At 62.4% G+C, this 17,635-nt stretch carries 14 protein-coding genes; 5 read left to right on the forward strand and 9 right to left on the reverse strand.

Annotated features, from left to right (window positions below; genetic code table 11):
• The first annotated feature begins 66 nt into the window (after positions 1-66).
• Positions 67-2,655 carry an ATP-binding cassette domain-containing protein gene (locus tag EU811_RS15930; protein WP_238703434.1) on the forward strand — a complete coding sequence of 863 codons (2,589 nt, stop codon included), beginning with the start codon at positions 67-69 and terminating at the stop codon, positions 2,653-2,655.
• Position 2,656: 1 nt separating this feature from the next.
• Here the strand turns inward: EU811_RS15930 and EU811_RS15935 are convergent, their stop codons facing one another.
• Positions 2,657-4,405 (reverse strand): pyruvate dehydrogenase, encoded by a 1,749-nt coding sequence (locus tag EU811_RS15935; RefSeq protein ID WP_142939313.1) that lies wholly within the window; start codon positions 4,403-4,405, stop codon positions 2,657-2,659.
• A gap of 87 nt (positions 4,406-4,492) precedes the next feature.
• Entirely contained in the window at positions 4,493-4,843 is a 351-nt protein-coding gene (locus EU811_RS15940) for a DUF3846 domain-containing protein (protein ID WP_142939314.1), read from the reverse strand.
• Positions 4,844-5,266: 423 nt separating this feature from the next.
• Between EU811_RS15940 and ligD the strand changes: the two genes are divergently transcribed.
• The 3 genes from ligD (at position 5,267) to EU811_RS15955 (ending at position 8,207) form a co-directional block, all read left to right on the forward strand.
• Positions 5,267-6,508, forward strand: a complete 1,242-nt coding sequence (ligD, locus tag EU811_RS15945; RefSeq protein WP_142939315.1) for a non-homologous end-joining DNA ligase — start codon at positions 5,267-5,269, stop codon at positions 6,506-6,508.
• Positions 6,509-6,589: 81 nt separating this feature from the next.
• Positions 6,590-7,792, forward strand: coding sequence for a cation:proton antiporter (locus tag EU811_RS15950; RefSeq protein ID WP_142939316.1), 1,203 nt, complete (start codon positions 6,590-6,592; stop codon positions 7,790-7,792).
• A gap of 211 nt (positions 7,793-8,003) precedes the next feature.
• Positions 8,004-8,207: a cold-shock protein gene (locus tag EU811_RS15955; protein WP_014921815.1), complete on the forward strand. Its 204-nt coding sequence runs from the start codon at positions 8,004-8,006 to the stop codon at positions 8,205-8,207.
• A gap of 68 nt (positions 8,208-8,275) precedes the next feature.
• Here EU811_RS15955 and EU811_RS15960 read toward each other — a convergent pair whose 3' ends face one another.
• The 7 genes from EU811_RS15960 to EU811_RS15990 form a co-directional block, all read right to left on the reverse strand.
• Positions 8,276-9,472, reverse strand: a complete 1,197-nt coding sequence (locus EU811_RS15960) for an NAD(P)/FAD-dependent oxidoreductase (protein ID WP_142939317.1) — start codon at positions 9,470-9,472, stop codon at positions 8,276-8,278.
• 4 nt (positions 9,473-9,476) lie between these two features.
• Positions 9,477-9,683, reverse strand: coding sequence for a DUF2945 domain-containing protein (locus EU811_RS15965; protein ID WP_043470236.1), 207 nt, complete (start codon positions 9,681-9,683; stop codon positions 9,477-9,479).
• 93 nt (positions 9,684-9,776) lie between these two features.
• Entirely contained in the window at positions 9,777-11,258 is a 1,482-nt protein-coding gene (locus EU811_RS15970) for an APC family permease (RefSeq protein ID WP_142939318.1), read from the reverse strand.
• A gap of 115 nt (positions 11,259-11,373) precedes the next feature.
• The gene (locus tag EU811_RS15975; RefSeq protein ID WP_142939319.1) at positions 11,374-12,378 is read right to left on the reverse strand and encodes an NAD-dependent epimerase/dehydratase family protein; all 1,005 of its coding nucleotides are present in this window, start codon (positions 12,376-12,378) and stop codon (positions 11,374-11,376) included.
• The gene (locus tag EU811_RS15980) at positions 12,375-15,095 is read right to left on the reverse strand and encodes an alpha/beta fold hydrolase (RefSeq protein ID WP_142939320.1); all 2,721 of its coding nucleotides are present in this window, start codon (positions 15,093-15,095) and stop codon (positions 12,375-12,377) included. The genes EU811_RS15975 and EU811_RS15980 overlap by 4 nt, the downstream gene beginning before the upstream one ends.
• Positions 15,089-16,111, reverse strand: coding sequence for a 3-oxoacyl-ACP synthase III (locus EU811_RS15985; protein WP_142939321.1), 1,023 nt, complete (start codon positions 16,109-16,111; stop codon positions 15,089-15,091). Before EU811_RS15985 ends, EU811_RS15980 begins: the two co-directional genes overlap by 7 nt.
• Positions 16,112-16,259: 148 nt before the next feature.
• A complete protein-coding gene (locus tag EU811_RS15990) occupies positions 16,260-16,685 on the reverse strand; it encodes a ChaB family protein (protein ID WP_142939450.1) in 426 nt (141 codons plus the stop codon).
• Positions 16,686-16,876: 191 nt separating this feature from the next.
• On the opposite strand from EU811_RS15990, the gene EU811_RS15995 reads away from it, so the two are divergent.
• The gene (locus tag EU811_RS15995) at positions 16,877-17,617 is read left to right on the forward strand and encodes a GntR family transcriptional regulator (RefSeq protein WP_062065541.1); all 741 of its coding nucleotides are present in this window, start codon (positions 16,877-16,879) and stop codon (positions 17,615-17,617) included.
• Positions 17,618-17,635: the final 18 nt, after the last annotated feature.

Here is a 17,635-nt window from a genome sequence, read left to right on the forward strand (position 1 = left end):
GAAAGCACCATGCCTTGCGTCCTCAACGTGACCTTGCCGGGACTGCGGGCCGATAGAGTCATGTCAATGGACAGTAAACTGACAATCCCCGGGCACCCCGCTTCCAAGCAGCCGAAACCACAGTCTGCCGACTCTGAAGATGGCTTCGTCAGAGTCCGTGGAGCGCGCGAAAACAACCTCCACAACGTGGACGTGGACGTACCCCGCGATGCAATTGTCGCGTTCACCGGGGTTTCCGGCTCGGGAAAGTCGTCCCTGGCATTCGGCACCATTTTTGCCGAAGCCCAACGCCGCTACTTCGAATCCGTGGCCCCCTATGCCCGGCGCCTCATCCAACAGGGCCACAACCCCAAGGTTGAATCGATCACCGGGCTGCCGCCCGCCGTCGCACTCCAACAGCGCCGCGGCACGGCAACCGCCCGCTCCAGCGTTGGCACGGTGACCACGTTATCCAACTCAGTCCGCATGCTTTTCTCCCGGGCCGGCAGCTATCCCGAAGGGGCCAGCCAGCTGGACTCAGACGCCTTCTCCCCCAACACTGCTGCTGGAGCTTGCCCCCAATGCCACGGACTGGGTGTTGCCCACACGGTCACGGAAGAGACCTTGGTTCCTGATCCCTCGCTCAGTATCAGGGATGGTGCGATCGCCGCATGGCCCGGCGCCTGGCAAGGAAAGAATCTCCGCGACATCCTGACTCACCTGGGCTACGACGTGGACACACCCTGGCGGAAGCTGCCCAGGAAGGATCGTGACTGGATCCTCTTCACGGAAGAGCAGCCCGTGGTGGAGGTTACGCCCCAACGAGACCGCGTCGCCAAGCCCTACAAGGGCCGCTTCTGGAGCGCCAAAAGCTACGTGCTCCACACTCTGGCCGACTCAAAAAGTTCCACAATGCGTGAGAGGGTGCTGCGATTCATGGAAACCGGCCGGTGCCCCCAATGCAGTGGCAGCGGGCTTCGCCCGGAGGCACTAGCGGTCACCTTCGCCGGAAAAACCATCGCCGAACTCAACTCCCTGCCCATGACCGAACTGGCCGACATCATCCGCCCCACCACTCAAGTGACGGCGGCCAGTACTGCCTCACGGACCCAGACTTCCGGTGAAGTCAACGAAGTAGCCCTCGCCATCACCCGCGACCTCCTGAGCCGGGTCACGGTACTCCTGGACCTGGGGCTTGGCTACCTGGCGCTGGGTCGCCCAACACCAACGCTCTCCCCCGGCGAGATGCAACGACTCCGGATAGCCACGCAGCTGCGATCCGGGCTTTTCGGTGTCATCTACGTCCTTGATGAACCTTCTGCCGGACTTCATCCTGCCGATGCCGAGCCGCTTCTGGAGGTGCTGGACCAGCTTAAGCGCTCCGGAAACTCTGTGTTCGTGGTGGAACACAACATGGACCTGGTCAGGGCGGCCGACTGGTTGGTCGATGTTGGCCCGCACGCTGGCGAGGGTGGAGGACATATCCTCTACAGCGGCCCAGTAGCCGGACTGGCGGATGTACAGGACTCCGTGACGCGGCCGTTCCTCTTCCCTGAGCGCGGCGACGGCTTCGCTGGCGTTGAAGCAACCCACGACGCCGGTCTGGTCGCCTCCGGGACCAGGCCCGCGTCTCCCCGGCCACCAAAAGAGTGGCTCACGCTCCAGAACATCAACAGGCACAACCTTCGCGACGTCCAGGTTGAGTTCCCGCTTGGCGTGCTGACAGCGGTGACAGGCGTCTCCGGCTCGGGCAAGTCAACCCTGGTCAGCCACGTTCTGGCCGAGGTGGTGGGGGCAGCGCTACATCCGGAAGCCCCTGACACAAACGCCCCAAGCGCAGACACCCGGCCTATGCAGGACGCTGTGGGTTTGGTGTCCGGACTCCACCAGCTCGATCGCCTGGTGAAAGTCGATCAGAAGCCCATCGGCCGGACCCCCCGTTCCAACCTGGCCACTTACACGGGGCTCTTCGACGGAGTCCGGAAAGAATTCGCGGCCACTCAAGGCGCGCGTTCCCGAGGCTTCGGAGCTGGACGGTTCTCCTTCAACGTGGCCGGAGGCCGCTGCGAAACCTGCCAGGGAGAAGGGTTTGTTGCCGTGGAGCTGCTGTTCCTGCCAGGCAGTTACGGCCCCTGCCCCGAATGCCAGGGTTCGCGATTCAATCCAGAAACCTTGGAGGTTACCTATCGTGGACGCAATATTGCCGAGGTCCTGGGCATGACCGTAAACGCAGCGTCCGACTTCCTGGCTGATCTCCCCGGCGTTGCCCGCAGCCTGCAAACCCTGCGCGAAGTGGGCCTGGGCTACCTCCGGCTAGGCCAGCCCGCCACAGAGCTTTCCGGCGGCGAAGCCCAGCGCATCAAACTCGCCACCGAACTGCAACGCGTCCAACGAGGCCACACCCTGTACTTGCTGGACGAACCAACCACCGGACTGCACCCTGCCGACGTCCAGCTGCTCATGGCCCAATTGCACAAGCTGGTTGACGCCGGCAACACTGTCATCGTGGTGGAGCATGAGATGGACGTCGTGGCCGGCGCCGACTGGGTGATCGACCTGGGTCCAGGTGGTGGCGACGCCGGCGGCGAGATCATGGTCGCAGGCCCGCCGGCCGTCGTCGCGGGTTCGCGAACAAGCCGGACAGCACCCTACCTCGCCGCCGCCCACGGGCGGTAGCCTACCGCCGGGGAATGTTGCGCAGGTTGCTTCGTGCCATGCTGACAGCCTCCCCGGCACCACGGTTCAGGACCACTTTGGACATTGCGGTAGCGAATCCAATGACCTGCGAACCCGAAATCTTCGGCGGAATGGACAGGGCGTTGGGGTCGGTGATGAGTTCCACCAAGGACGGACCTGGATGGGCAAACGCCGCCCGGTACGCCGCCTCGATGTCAGCGGGATCCGTGACCCGGACTGCGTGGAACCCCAAGGCCTTGGCCACCGCCGCATAGTTGGCGTCCGGAACGTCCACGCCGAAGTCGGGTAGCCCGTCCACCAGCATCTCCAGCTTGACCATGCCCAGGGTGGAATTGTTGAAGACCACCACATTCACCGGCAGCTGGTGCGCGGCCACGGTGATCAGCTCGCCCAACAACATGGACAGTCCGCCATCTCCGGACACGGAAATTACCTGGCGTCCGGGATAAGCCACCTGCGCGCCAATAGCGTGCGGGAGTGCGTTGGCCATGGACCCGTGGAGGAAGGAGCCGATCAGCCGACGCGTGCCTAACGGGTTGATGTAGCGCGCGGTCCAGACGTTGCACATGCCGGTATCGGCCGTGAAAATTGCATCCTCGGCCGCAACCTGGTCAAGGAGCGACGCCGCGTATTCGGGGTGGATGGGCTGTTTTTTCTCCACCTTGCGCGTGTAGGCGCCCACGGCTTTGTTCATCAGGCGGTCATGCTTCTTTAGCATCTGGTCAAGAAAGCGCCGGTTCTTCTTAGGCGTCACCAGGGGCAGCAGGGCCGTCAAGGTTGGCAACACGTCGCCATGAACTGCAATGTCGACGTCGGTCCGCCGCCCCAGCCGCTGTGCCGCCCGGTCAACCTGGGCCGTCCGAGTGTCCGGCAGGAATTGGTCATAGGGAAAGTCTGTGCCCAGTAGGATCAGCAGGTCCGCGTCCTCAATGCCCTCAGCCGCTGCGCCGTAGCCGAGCAGCCCGGTCATGCCGATGTCGAAGGGGTTGTTGTACTGGACAAAGTCCTTGCCTCGCAAGGAATGGCCGATGGGTGCGTTGACCAGCTCTGCCAGGGCAATGAGCTCGTCATGGGCACCTTCGACGCCAGCGCCGGCGAAAATGGCAACCTTCCCGGCGTCGTTGATGGCGTCAGCAAGTTCCCGGACGCTGGCTGGATGGGGAACCAAAGCGGCCGGACGGAACGTTGCCGGCAGCGGGGTGGGCGCCGTTGCCTCAAGCCCGGCGATGTCACCCGGGAGCGTCACAACAGCCACTCCCCCAAGACCCACTGCATTTTGGATGGCGCTGTGCATGACCCGGGGCGCTTGCTCAGCGGTACTGATCATCTCCGAGTACACCGAGCACTCGTTGAACAGTCGGTCCGGATGGGTCTCCTGGAAAAAGCCACTACCAATCTGCTTACTGGGAATGTGCGATGCGATGGCGAGCACCGGGGCCCCGGTACGGTTGGCGTCGTACAGTCCATTGATCAGGTGGAGATTGCCGGGACCGCAAGAACCCGCGCAAACAGCCAACTTTCCTGTCAATTGGGCCTCTGCAGCAGCAGCAAAAGCGGCAGCTTCCTCGTGGCGGACATGGATCCAGTCGATGCCGCCCTTCGAGGAGCCTCCTGTTTGCCGAACAGCATCCACGATCGGATTAAGGCTGTCGCCAACGATTCCGTAGATCCGCTGCACACCGGCAGCTTGGAGTTGTTCGATGAGTTGGGTGGCAAGTTCCTTGGCCATAGTGTGCAGGCTCCCTCAATGGTGGTGGTGGGCTGACAGGGCCAATATAGTCGGCCCGGCCGGACGTCACCTCCGAATGCCCCCCGCTTAAGCTGCCAGCCGAGCCTCAAACAGGCGCTCCGCCAGCGTCAGCAGATGGCTCGGCACATCCTGGTCATCACCGCTTGTTCCGTGACCGAGGAAAACCGCAGTCCCGCTGACGGTGTCTTCGACCGGAGTGCCTGCTTCACGAATCAAGACCTCAGCCCGAGGGTTCAAAGGCAAAGGAACATGAATTGCCTGGTCATTGACCAGAACGTGCCATCCACGGCCGGTTATTGCTTCAACATTCCCCTCCACCAAGGATTGCTGCATTTCCATGACCGGCTCAATCCTTTCCACACGGATACACTCGTGGATACGTGCCGGGATAATGAGTACCGTGATGAGATACCGCATCGCTTTAATTTCCGTTTCTCTACCCTTACCGCCTTTCCAATTCGCAACTGGTGATGCCGGGCGGCGGTACTAGGTGGCCGGCATCACCGAACAGCATCACCGAACGGCGGCAGCAATTCGGCCCTTCCGATGGTTATCGCTGGTTTTTCCTGGGTTTTGAAAAGAGATTCTCACTACCCTCAGCCTTTGCCCTCTTTTCGGCTCTCTTTTCCAGAATAGTCTTGCCGGACTTTTTCGACCTGGCACTATTGGGTGACTTACCGGACATTTTAGGCTCCTTCAATATTTTGGATATGACAACACCATACCCACTTATTTTTTTAAAGCCAGTTACGGAATTTTGGGCTTCATGCCTACGAGGTTTCTCTGCCTTTCTCCACGACAACTCTGGCTGGGAGGGCTGTTCGTTGCTAGCGTGGCCGCATGAACCCGTCGAAGTCCCCGGCAGAGATCCTCGACATCGCCGGCAACGAGGTCCGCATCTCCAACCCGGACAAGGTGGTGTTCCCCGAGCCCGGGCTGACCAAGCTCGATCTCGTGAACTATTACCTCGCAGTCGCGGACGGTGCGCTGCGCGGCGCGGGAGGGCGCCCCATGGTGCTCAAGCGCTTCCCCAAGGGGATCGATGCTGAACCGTTCTTTCAGAAACGCGTGCCCGAGAACCATCCCGACTTCATTGACACGGCAACACTCCACTACTCGTCCGGAACTTCCGCCGAGGAAGCGGTCATCCGTGATGCGGCAGGCCTCGCGTGGGTGGTGAATCTGGGATGTCTGGACCTCAACCCGCACCCCGTACGCGCGGAGGACCTCGACCATCCGGATGAGCTTCGGGTGGACCTGGACCCCATGCCCGGCGTTGACTGGTCCCGGATCGTGGACACCGCGTATGTAGCACAGGAAGTGCTGGACGACGTCGGACTGGTGGGGTGGCCAAAGACGAGTGGCTCCCGCGGCCTTCACATCCTGGTGCGCATCACGCCGCAGTGGTCCTACCGGGATGTGCGCCTTGCCGCCGAGACCCTGGCCCGCGAAGTGGAGAACCGTGCTCCGGGGCTGGCAACGGCCAAATGGTGGAAGGAGGAGCGGGGCGAGAGCGTCTTCGTCGACTTTAACCAGAACGCCAAGGACCGCACCGTAGCCTCCGCGTACTCGGTCCGCTCCCGGCCCGACGCCCGGGTCTCGACGCCGCTCACGTGGGACGAGGTGCGCTCCGCCCGGCCGGAGCAGTTCACTGTCCGCACAGTGCCCGCGCGCTTCTCGGATGTGGGCGACCCGCACGCAGGAATCGATGAAGCTCCCGGCTCGCTCGATGCCCTTCTGGCTTTGGCTGCCGAGCTCGGCCCCGCCGAGAAGGCCCCCAGAGCAGGCGATGGCTCGGGTCGCCGGGTGTCAATGATGCCACTCATCGAGGTAGCCCGGACCAAGACCAAGCCCGAAGCCGAAGAAGCACTCGATGCGTGGAAGGAACGCCACGCAGACGTTGTTTCCCTGCTTCGCCCGGCCGACGTCCTGGTGGACGGGATGCGGGGATCGAGCTCGCTCTGGTACCGGGTACGGGTGAATCTTCAACACATCCCGGAAGAGCGACGACCGGCCCAGGAGGTGCTGATCGCAGACTACGACCCGTGGGCGGGCAAGGAGTGGCCGGCATCCGGAGGCTGAGAGTTCTGGCGCGGGCGGTGGCGTGGCGGTAACTTTGGAGTACTTTTCCTTGAAGCAGCCGAGGTACCGGAGGCACTGCCGATGCAAGGCTTGTCCGCGTCACTGGTCCTCATCGCCGTGTTGGCTGTGGTGGCCCCCCTTGCTGCACGGCTCCTGGATCGTTGGGTCAAAGTGCCCATTGTGGTCTTTGAAATTGTTCTTGGCATCCTGTTCGGACCAAGCCTCCTGGGATGGGTCCAGTCCACTCCCTTCACGGACACGCTGGCTGATTTCGGGCTGGCCATGCTGTTCTTCGTTGCCGGCAACGAGATTGACTTCGCGGCAATCCGCGGCCGTCCCCTTTACCGTGCCTCTGCAGGGTGGGCCATCTCCTTGGCCGCAGGCATCGGGGCAGGTTTTGTCCTGGGGCCCTCACCGGAAGCCGCCGTGATCATTGGTGTTGCTTTGTGCTCCACCGCTTTGGGCGCATTGCTGCCGATCCTCCGGGATGCCGGTGCCTCCAAGTCGCCGATCGGTGTCGCCGCTACCGCACTGGGCGCGGCCGGCGAGTTTGGGCCGCTCATAGCCATCTCCTTGTTCTTCAGCGGCAAGCAACTCGGTGTGGCATCAGGAGTGCTTCTGGGCTTTGTCCTGCTGACCGGCGTGGCAATCTACCTTGCCTCGCAGGCACGGCACACGCTGTTCCACGCCCAGGTCACTGCCACCCTGCACACCAGCAGTCAGTTTGCCATGCGGTCCATCCTGTTGATTCTTAGCTCGCTGGTGGTGCTCAGCATGGTCTTGGGACTCGACATGCTGCTGGGAGCCTTCGCCGCAGGGGTCCTCTGGAAGGTCACCATTGCACGCGCTCCTGTTGCAGACCGGAAAGTCATCGAGACCAAGATCGACGCCGTCGCCTTTGGCTTCCTGGTGCCCATCTTCTTCATAGATACCGGCATCGACTTCGATTTGGGCGCACTGACCTCCAGCCCCCTGACGTTGGCCATGGTCCCGCTGTTCCTGGCGCTTCTGCTGCTCATCCGTGGCGTGCCGTCCTTGCTCGCCACGCCCCCGGGCTCCTCGCGGGCGGACAAACAGGCCCTTCTGCTGTTCGGAGCCACGGCTTTGCCCATCATCGTGGCAGTGACAACCATTGGCCGGGAGCACGGGTACATCACCAGCGGAATATCCTCGGCCCTCGTAGGGGCAGGGATGCTCTCGGTACTCCTGTTTCCGTTGCTGGCGCTTCGCCGGCTGCGCCGCACGGCGGCGCCGGAGGCAACGCTTCGCACGCCAAAAGCCTGATGCTTCGCGGCTGCTCTGAAGCAGCCCCTGCAAACGCAACAAGCGCACGACGGCGGCATCCCGCCGTCGTGCACTCCTCTTACTTAGGTGTACGCGACTCCGCCAAGGTGTTGCCCCCAGCCGAAGCGGCCCATAGGCTCGTAGCGTGAGTGGCAGGGACGGCAAACCGACCAGCGGGACCGACCGGCGACCGGGTGAAGGAAATTAAGGCATGGCAACAGGAACAGTTAAGTGGTTTAACGCTGAAAAGGGTTTCGGATTCATCGCCCCGGACGATGGAGGCCCTGACGTGTTTGCTCACTACTCAGCAATTACGTCGAGCGGATACCGTTCGCTGGAGGAAAACCAGAAGGTCCAATTCGACATCACGCAGGGTCCCAAGGGTCCGCAGGCGGAGAATATTCAGCCCGCCTAAGTTCAGTACATAAATGTCACACCAGGAGACCGGCGGGGCCTAGCGGCCTCACCGGTCTCCTGGTGTTTTTACGCCCGGCCTTTGAGGATCAGGTGCCAGTAGACCTGCGGGAACATATCTCGGTCCACCCACCAGGAGAGCCGGCTTTCCTTCCACGTGGCTACCTTTGGAATGGTCGGCATGGGTTGGTAGTGGTGGTCAAACTCGGCAAAGACCACCGTGTTCCGCGAAACGGTGAACGGGCATACGGAGTAACCGTTGTACTTTTGACTCAGCGGCTCGCCCTTGCGGGCCGAAAGCAGGTTCTTCGCCAGGACCTTGGCCTGCTTGCGCAGCGCACCGCCGGCTTTCGAATTGGCGGTCCCTGCGGCGTCGCCCAGCGACCAGACATTCGGGTACCTGGGGTGCCGCAACGTCCGGGTGTCCACCTCCACGAAGCCGTGCTCGTCCCCTACCGCCGGCAAGTCAGTGGCTTTGAGCCAATCCGGCGCGGACTGGGGCGGGACGGCGTTGAGGACGTCATAGGAGAGGTCCTCAGACGTGTTGTCAGCATTATTCCGGATGGTTGCCGTACGGCTGGCAGGGTTTACCGCCACCAGCTCGCTGTTTGTCCGCAGTTCTATTCCGTACTCGGCAATCTTGCGGTCCAGCTCCCGGTCAACCTCGGGAATGCCGAACACTGTGGGATAGGGCTGGACCATGACAACCCGGATGTTGTCCAGGACGCCCTGTTCCTTCCAGTAGTCACAGGCCAGATACATCGGCTTCTGACTGGCCCCGGCACACTTAACCGGACCCGAAGGCATGGTGAAGATGACGGTGCCCGACCTCATGGAGCTCAACAGCGTCCAGAGCTTGGGCGCGAGCTCGAACTCGTAATGACAGGAGCCATAGGGTGAGTGCACTGCCTCGGCCAGCCCCGGCACGGCGTCCCAGTTGTACTGCAGCCCCGGGCAGAGAACAAGGTGCTCGTAGGTTACCTCGGAGCCGGAAGCCAGCGTCACCGAGTTGGCCTTCGCGTCCACATTCGCTGCCTTGTCCTTGATCCAGGCGACGCCCATTGGGGTTACGGATTCCTGGCTCCGGACGGCTTCCTTGACTTGCGCACGGCCACCGGCGATGTGGGAGAACAAGGGCTGGTATAAATGGTGCTCCTTGGGTTCGATGATGGCGATGTCCTGGACGCCGTACCGCTTCAACCTGGCGGCCAGGGACAGGCCTCCATTGCCGCCGCCGATGATGACGACCTCGTGCCGGCGCGCCATTCCGCTAGCTCTTCTCGGTCAAAGCGGAGCCCTTGTGCGCTGCCCTGGCTCCGGTCTTAGCTGACTCCACCACATACTGCGGCTCGTCTTCGCTGGCCACGTGCTTGTTGCCGTCCAGCACAAAGTCGCTGGTCTTCTTCTCCACGATCTTTCCGTGCGTCTTGCCCTGCGGGGTGTTCCACTCCACGCGTGTTCCCTTGCTCAGTGCCATGTCCGCTCCTAGTGTGGTCTCGGCCGGGGGTGACCCTGGTCAACGTCGACTTCTCCACAATAGTAAGCATGATGATCATCTATGTCTCAAGGTTCACTGCTGTTGTCCCTGGCCATCGGCGTCAACTGCTGCTCCACCTGGTCCTCTCCCCCCGGTGTTGGTCTTCCGGGTGATCAACCAGGTAATGAACCACAGCACCACGCCGATGGCCATCAGCCCGCCCGCCACCTGGTACTGGATGAGGTTCCTTCCCACCCACGGACCAGCGAGGAAGGCACACAAGAGTGCGGCCACCAAAGGCAGCTGACCGGGCGAGGTGAAGAAGACCTTCCGGTGCGGATCGCGCTTTCGGCGGAGAACAACACATGCCACATTAACCAGGGTGAACACGCACAGCAGCAGGAAGGCCGTGGTTCCGGAAAGATTCGCCACGATGTTGCTTGAGGGGTCGCTGCTGACGTACCAGATCAGCCCCAAGGCAAGGACGGTGGAGAACAGGATACCGGCCCATGGCGACCGGCGACCGGGCAATACCCGCCCCAAAGACCGCGGCAGAACGTGTTGGCGCGCCATGCCGTAAATCAGCCGGCTCGCCATCAACATGTTGATCAATGCTGTGTTCGCTACGGCGAAGACCGCGAGGAAGGGAAAGATCTTGTCGATGGGAAAATCAGGGGAACCTTTGTGCACCACTTCAAGGAGTGCCGCTCCTTCGGCTTCCCTGATCTCTCCGAGCTCGGCCGGGGTGAGCACACTGACCACAGACACAGCTACAAGCATGTAGAGGATCACTGCGATACCAAGGCCAGTCAGCATGGTGCGGGGAAAGATCCGCTCCGGGTTCCTGGTCTCTTCAACCATGTTGACGGAGTCCTCGAAGCCGACCATGGCGAAAAAGGCAATGGACGTGGCGGCAGTGACCGCCAGGAACAGCCCCTTGTCCTGGTAGTCGGTGAACACGAAGATTTCCTGAACGTTGCCGGTTCCCTGTGCCATGACGAAGAAGCCAACCGCAATGACGATGCAAAGGGCGACTACCTCCACTGCCGTGAGGATGACGTTGAACTTCACGCTCTCCCCCACGCCACGCAGGTTGATCGCTGCCAGCAGCAGCATGAATCCCAAAGCCACCGCGGTGATCACGCCGCGGTCAGGAACCTCCATCCAGCCGTTGATTTGAAGGCCACCAAAGAAGTTCTGGGCAAGGACGTTGGCAGAGGTCGAGGCACTGGTGATGCCGGAGCAGACAACGGCGAACGCCACGAGGAAGGTCACGAAATGGATCCCGAAGGCCTTATGCGTGTAGAGCGCTGCGCCGGCGGCCTGGGGGTACTGCGTCACCAGCTCAAGATAGGAAAACGCGGTAAGAGTGGCCACCACAAAGGCCAGCAGGAACGGCAACCAAACGATCCCACCCACTGTCCCTGCCATTGTGCCGGTGACCGCATAGACCCCGGCCCCCAGAATGTCGCCCACAATAAAGAGGAGGAGCAGTTTGGGTCCAAGCACGCGTTTAAGCTCCGGCTCCTCACCTGCTGGCGTTGCTTCCAAGGCGTCGTCTGACGTGGTGCTCATGGTCCACCCCCGGCCCGTACACGGTCCCTCGAACCGTGTCAGTGATCTGATTTATCTCACTGTGATCCCGAGGCCCGGGTTTGGCAACACCGTCCGGTGAAAAGCCGGAACAGCCCTAGCGAAGTTGCCCTGAGTCCCCGGTCACCGAAGTACGCGAACCGTAATACTCAGTCAGCCTGGCCAGTCCTTCATCAACGGATACATCAGGTGTCCAGTTGAGGAGTTCACGGGTTAAGCGTTGGTCAAACCAGTGGGCGGTGGAGAGCTGCTCGGCCAGGAACCGGGTCATGGGCGGCTCCTCTTTGCGTCCGGCCCAGGTCCACACCCTTTCCACTACTGCCCCGGCAGCCCGTGCCAGCCCACCAGGCACAGACCACGACGGCGGGGCCACGCCGCCAGCTGCACAAATGCCTGACAATAGCTCCCCGATGGGCCGGGGCTCGCCATTACTCACCACCACAGCCTTGCCATGAACGTGCTCCATGCGGTGCAGCGCTGCGACGATGGCCGATGCCGCATTGTCCACGTATGTTGTGTCGATCAGGGCAGCGCCGGAGTCCAACAACGGTAAGCGGCCGTGGCTGGCGCGAGCCAGGACGCGCTCAACCAACTGGGTGTCGCCGGGGCCCCACACAATGTGGGGCCGCACTCCTGCTACCCGCAAGTGGGATCCATCCGCTGCGAGGGCCAGTAATTCAGCCTCAGCCTTGGTGCGGGCATAATCTCCGCGTGCATGCCGCGGGTCAGCCTTCTCCGCACCCGCTCCCATAATGGCTGCTCCGGAATGGGCCACAGATGGCGACGAGACGTAGACAACGTCCCGCACACCGGCCGCCTTGGCATGGTGGAGCAAGCTGCGGGTTCCTTCAACATTTACTGCTTGGAACTGAGCGGGGCGCCCGGTGATGGAAACTTTGGCGGCAAGGTGTATGAGTCCCTCCGCACCGTCCACTGCCCGGCGGAGGGCAGCGTCGTCGTTGATGGATCCGCGGAAATCTTCCACGCCATCCACCCCTGACGAGCGGCGCTGAAACGAAGCCACATCATGGCCTTGATGCACCAACTGCCGGGCCACCTCGCCGCCGAGGAGTCCGCTGGCACCAGTGACGAGGACCCTCACGGCTTCCCCGTGCGGCCGCCGGCCAGCACCTGCGAAGCCCAACGTGCCAGACGCGTCCTGTCGATCTTGGCGTTATGCCTGATATCTGTGGGCTGCGCAGGGACTACGAGCACAGCGCTGACATCAACGCCGGCCTCGGCAGCTGCTCGACGGACGCTCCCTGCGAGTTGCGGCTCAGCCGGGCCGGCTTTGGGAACCGCAGGCACGGTCTCCACCACGGCCACCACAGCCTGTGTGCCTCTCGGACCGACTCCGGCGATGGCGGCCATTCGCACGGCGTCCAGGCGTTCGATGGATTGTTCGGCACCAACTGGAGTCACCGCACCCCCGGGCGCCGTCACCACATGGGCAAGGCGCCCCTCCACCCACAGTCGGCCTGCGGCGTCGAAGTGACCTACATCGCCCGTGGCATGCCACCCGGTCAGGCTGGTGCTCTTCCGTTGCGTCATCCAGAGCCTGTCATAGGCTTCTTTGACGTGCGGCGCGCTGACCAGGATCTCTCCGGTCACCCCGGCCTCAGTGCCACGGTGCTCTCCCGATGCGGTCCCATCGGCCGCCAGCGGAACGATCGCCAACCGGGCTCCGTGGACGGGCACGCCCACACAGACTCCGTTGCCGGCGCCCGGGACGGTCCCGGCGGCAGCATCAGCGCTTGCCGCCTGAATCTCTTCAAAGCTGATGTCAGTGACCGGCAACGCCTCAGTCATCCCATAAGGGGTATGGAGGGAAGCTCCGGGCATCAACACTTGTACCTCCGCAAGGAGGGACTCAGGGACGGGCGCGCCGGCGGATAGAAGCATCTTCACGTTACCAAGAGCCAACGCCTGGGAGCCACTGAGGTTATCCCGGGTGGCAACCACGTTACGCAAAGCCGCCGGGGACGCGAAGACCACGGTGGCGTCAATGGCAGCAACGGCAACCGCCAGTGCCCGGGCTGTCAAAGTCCGGGGGGCTGTAACGTCCATGGCGGGGGTCACCGAGACGGCTCCGAGCGCCGGCCCCAGCAACGCAAAGGGGGCGAAACCAGCCACCAGCCGTGCACCGGCACCGATCCCGAAAGTAGCGGCAACCGTGTCCCGCATCGCGGCAAGCTGCCGGTGCGTGTAGAGGACGCCTTTGGCTGGTCCGGTGGAACCGGAGGTGAAGAGCACGGCAGATGGCGCATCCGGGTCCACGGCTACCACGTGGTGGCCTTCCACACGCTTCGCACCGCTGGTTGCGCGGCTTAGTGCCCCGGTCTTTGCCAGGGCATCCAGCGACGTCTCGACACCCAGGATTCGACGACGGACCCGCGGGAGGTCCCGAACGCTGATCCGGCGTCCCGGCCACCCAAGCACCGAAGCGGCCGCCAGTGCCTTATCGATGCCGATCAGGAAGTCTGCGGTAGCGCCCTTCACGGCGCGGCTCATGCCCTTGGTACCGAGTCCGGCGTCGGCGACGACCACCACCGCCCCCAATCTCAGGCAGGAGTAGAGGGCAACTGTGAGGTCGGTTCCGGGCGGAACCATCAAGCTCACGCGGCTCCCTTGACCCACGCCGGCTTCCCTCAGGCCCTCCACCATGTCCAGAATGCGCTGGTCCAGCTGACGCCAGCTCAGTGTTCGGCTCATGCTTCCATCGGGTGCCATTTCAACGACGGCGACGTCGTCCTTCGATGGTCCAGCGGCCAGTTCGCCGAGCGAGTCCCAGAGGGGTCGGAATGTTGTGGCCCCTCCTTCGGCCGGATCCCTGGGCGGGAGGCCGCGGGTAGCAGAGGGCACCACGTGAGAGCTATCGCCGCTTATGGAGCCACTGTGCGCAGCAAGCCAGTCAAACACCGGCGTGGCGATGTCCCTGTCTTCCGCCACGAGATGTCCGGCACCTTCGAAGCGATGCACATCCGTGTGCGGAAGGCGGCTGATGAGGTCTTTGAGGTACCGGTCGGAGAAGATCGGATCCTTCGGGCCCCAGAGCATCAGGGCCGGCACGTTCAGCCCGCGCAAGCCTTCCGCCACGCGTGTGAGCGCGGGGAAGCTGGGATGGGAGGCGTTTGCGGGAATGTCCGCGACGAAATTCCCCACTCCGGCCCGCCGGCCGGCTCCGCGGTAAGGCGCCATAAATGCCCTGCCCACATCGGAGGGAAGCGGCGGATTGGCCAGTGAATGCGTCACACGCAGGAAGGCGTCGGAGGTCATAGTGCCCCACCGGTGCACGGCAGGGTGCAGGGCCAGCCGAAGAGCCGATGGGATGGGAGTATCGGAAGGATGGTGGACAGCGGTGTTGGTCAGTACCATTCCTGCAAGGAGCTGCGGGTGTTCCAGCGCCCAGCCCGCGCTGATCACTCCACCCCAGTCATGGCCCACCGTAACCACTGGCCCTTCCAGGCCCAGTGCATCCGTGAGGTCACCGAGATCGTTGATCCGGTCCGCCAAGCGCCGGAAGGTGCCGGTGCGTTCTGAGTAGCCCATGTCAAGTTGGTCTACGGCAATTACGCGCCATGGATGGGCCGGGCTTGCTCCCGCACTGACCAGTGTCCGCCACAGATACGACCAAGTGGGGTTGCCGTGTACGCACAGCAAGGTTCCGATCGGTGTCAGTTCACTGCGCGTGAGCTGGTCGCCGTTATCGAGCACATGCCAGCGGCGAATTGCGCCCGGATCGTCCACCTCCGATGTGGACCTTACCCGGATTGTCCGGGACCATTGCGGGTCTACGCCGGGCCACTTGGCGGCTACCAAACGATTTCCACCATTCCTGCGTTCAGTCCGGAACCCACACCCATGCACAGGACCCGGTCGCCGGTCGTCAGAGACTGCGCCTGGGCCGCGAGTGTCATGGGAAGCGATGCAGGACCCACGTTGCCCCAATGCGGGAAGGTGATGGGAACCTTGTCCGCGTCCAGGTCTATGGCGTTGATGATTGCCTGGGTATAGGCGTTGCTGACTTGATGGGTGACGTAGCGGTCCATGCTTGCCCAATCCCACTCGGGCTGCGCCTCATGCCAGGCATCCACCACAAGCTGCAGGCCGCCGTCGAGCAGTCCCTTGGTGTCCGTGGACATGCCATCGATGCCTCCAACGCACAGTTCGTGGTGTTCCGTTCCTGCACGCATGACTCCTCCCACAAGCCGGTGCGCGCCCGGGTGCTCATCGGCAGGGCCCAGCACCGCAGCGGCAGCACCCGATCCCAGCGTCAACGTGGCAAACTCGCGGTTGAAGTCTTCCCGAGTGGTTTCAGGACGCTGGAGCCGGGCCAAGGTGGCTTCCTGAGTACCCTGCGCGTCTTCTCCATTGACGATGACGGCGTACTTGATCTGCCCCGAATCAATCATGTTGGCCGCCAGTATCAAGCCATTCACGAAACCGAGGCAGGCGTTGGCCAGGTCAAAATTCATGGCCGACGACGGCAAGCCAAGCTCGTGGTGGATCTTGACCGCCACAGAGGGTTCGAGGTTGCGCCTCGTCACTGACGTGTTGATCAGCAAGCCGATTTCCGAAGCTTCAACGCCGGCCTCAGCCAGTGCCTTGGCGCCCGCTTCCACTGCAGCATCATCAAACGACGTTCCGGCGGCCCACCAACGGCGGTGGGTGATACCCGCAACCCGCTCAAGCAATCGCGGTGGAAACTTCAGCCTCTGCAGGGTCGAAGCCAATCTCCGGTCGAAATCCGTAGAGCTCACTATCCTCGGAGCCTCTACACTGCTCACCGAGAGCAGCGCGGTGTTGCTGTGCCGGAAGGTCGCATTCCCTGCCAAGTTAAGCCCCTGTTCGTTTCTGTCCTGCCTTCATGCGGTGACTGTACCCATAAAGTGCAACCCCAAGACGTTAACTATGCCGGTGACAACCCGTTCCTGCATATTTGGGCCACCTCGGATCACCTCAAGACCCGGCGTGATGATGGGGCTAGCCTTCCCGGGCCTTCCTGGTTGCGGCGTCGTTGGCCTTCTGCAGCGCTTCCACCAACTCCTTTTTGTTCATGGTTGAACGACCCTTGATGTCCATTTCCTTCGCCCGCCTGTAGAGGTGCTCCTTGGAGGCGTTGGCATCCACTCCGCCGGCCGTGGGCTTGGTGGAGTCCACCCCTTCCTCCGCATGGTTGTCGGAAGGTCCGCGCTCCTCTTTGGGCTCCCAGTGGTCGCCCACTTTCTCGTAACTGTGCTTCAGAGCCGCGAAAGCAGTCCGGGCCGCCCGGCCGGAATCGTTGTCATAGCTTTCCATTGCCGAATCGTAGGTCTTGGCAAAAGTGTCCTGGGCTTTCTGTTCCGAGCGCTGCAGGGTGGATGGCACTTCGTCTTTGCGGGCGTGGTCGTTTTTTCCGGTCTTGGGCATGATCTCCAACTCCCTGCACTCGTAGATGTCTTCGGTTGATTCAAGTCTGATGTGAAGCGCGGCCATTTGACCACCGAAAGTTGGCTGCTACCATCAAGAGAGACAGTATGTCCTATCAAGCGAACAAATGGCTACAATCCTCTGCCACCCGCACTGGGGCAAGGGGCGGAGCCTGAAAACCGGGGTATCCAGTGGTGACTAAACTTGGTCTCAACATCGACCGCTCCTCTCCCGTGCCCCTCTATCACCAGGTAGTACAGGGTATCGAGGCCGCCATCCACAGCGGGGTCTTGGAGCCTGGCAGCCGCCTTGAGAACGAGATCGACCTCGCGGCCCAGCTCAACCTTTCCAGGCCCACCATGCGCAAGGCCATGGACGAACTGGTTCGTTCCGGCCTGCTGGTCCGCAAACGCGGCGTCGGAACACAAGTGGTATCCAGTCAGGTTCGCCGCCCCCTGGAACTCTCCAGCCTCTTTGACGATCTGACCAACAACGGCAAGAAGCCCACCACCACCGTGCTGAGCTTTTCCCATGAAGAAGCCGACGCCGCCACCCTCGCGGCGCTTGAGCTGCCTGCCGGTTCCAAGGTGTACCACTTCACCCGACTGCGCAAAGTAGGTGGCAAACCACTGGCCTTGATGGAGAACTGGGTGCGCGATGACATCGCCACCATGGACGAAGCCATGCTGGGAGCAGAGGGCCTGTACTCGATCCTGCGCAGAGGTGGCGTCAACTTCCGCCTAGCGACTCAACGCATCGGTGCCATGATCGCCAATGATTACCAAGCACCTCTCCTGGAGACCGACGTAAATTCCGCTTTGGTCACCATGGAGCGCACCGCGGTGGACGATACCGGCCGCCATGTGGAAACCGGCCACCACGTTTACCGCGCCGATTCCTACAGTTTCGAAATGACACTCGTACAGCGCTAGTACACCTCATACAAAGGA

This window comes from Arthrobacter sp. TS-15 (genome assembly GCF_006964045.1).
Lineage (GTDB): Bacteria > Actinomycetota > Actinomycetes > Actinomycetales > Micrococcaceae > Arthrobacter.

Coding starts and splice junctions, on each gene's coding strand:
- EU811_RS15970 (WP_142939318.1), bottom strand. CDS start 11,258: ATGAGCACCACGTCAGACGACGCCTTGGAAGCAACGCCAGCAGGTGAG.
- ligD (WP_142939315.1), top strand. CDS start 5,267: ATGAACCCGTCGAAGTCCCCGGCAGAGATCCTCGACATCGCCGGCAAC.
- EU811_RS15965 (WP_043470236.1), bottom strand. CDS start 9,683: ATGGCACTGAGCAAGGGAACACGCGTGGAGTGGAACACCCCGCAGGGC.
- EU811_RS15935 (WP_142939313.1), bottom strand. CDS start 4,405: ATGGCCAAGGAACTTGCCACCCAACTCATCGAACAACTCCAAGCTGCC.
- EU811_RS15960 (WP_142939317.1), bottom strand. CDS start 9,472: ATGGCGCGCCGGCACGAGGTCGTCATCATCGGCGGCGGCAATGGAGGC.
- EU811_RS15950 (WP_142939316.1), top strand. CDS start 6,590: ATGCAAGGCTTGTCCGCGTCACTGGTCCTCATCGCCGTGTTGGCTGTG.
- EU811_RS15990 (WP_142939450.1), bottom strand. CDS start 16,685: ATGCCCAAGACCGGAAAAAACGACCACGCCCGCAAAGACGAAGTGCCA.
- EU811_RS15940 (WP_142939314.1), bottom strand. CDS start 4,843: ATGCGGTATCTCATCACGGTACTCATTATCCCGGCACGTATCCACGAG.
- EU811_RS15930 (WP_238703434.1), top strand. CDS start 67: ATGGACAGTAAACTGACAATCCCCGGGCACCCCGCTTCCAAGCAGCCG.
- EU811_RS15955 (WP_014921815.1), top strand. CDS start 8,004: ATGGCAACAGGAACAGTTAAGTGGTTTAACGCTGAAAAGGGTTTCGGA.